The organism is Paraburkholderia tuberum STM678, assembly GCF_902833905.1.
Lineage (GTDB): Bacteria > Pseudomonadota > Gammaproteobacteria > Burkholderiales > Burkholderiaceae > Paraburkholderia > Paraburkholderia tuberum.
The window spans coordinates 1-413 of the sequence record NZ_CADFGP010000192.1 but is presented as its reverse complement, the minus strand read 5'-3'; the positions used below and the strand labels follow the sequence as shown (position 1 = coordinate 413).

Sequence of the window (413 nt, the reverse complement as noted above, 5' to 3'; positions counted from 1 at the left end):
CGTGACGGTCTTGCGGGCGCCAATGCGCCGCAGCAACAGCGTGCTCGGCACTTCGAGCAGGATGTAGCCGATAAAGAACAGACTCACGCCGAGTCCGTACGCCGCGTCGCTCAGCCCGAGATCGTGCTTCAGCTGCAGCTGCGCGAAGCTGACGTTGACGCGATCGAGATAGTTGAGGACCCAGCACAGGAAAAGAAAGCTCATTAGCCTTAACGTGATCTTGCGGTATGTCGCCTCCTCCGCCGCCGAGTCGGCTATGGCAGACAGGGATAGGTCCCCTGAGTGCAACGTTGAATGTGCCATGACTGAATCTCTCCGAATTTCACTCTGGATACCGGCCGGAACAGCGTCCCTCTCACCGTTTAATTAGAGCTCTAATATTCAGCTTACGGCGGCTTTATGTCGCTGGCAAG

1 protein-coding gene is annotated in these 413 nt (G+C 56.9%); it reads right to left on the bottom strand.

Annotated elements, in window-relative coordinates:
* On the bottom strand, positions 1-303 hold a 303-nt coding region (locus HWY30_RS40890; protein ID WP_341809968.1), incomplete at its 3' end, for an MFS transporter.
* Positions 304-413: the final 110 nt, after the last annotated feature.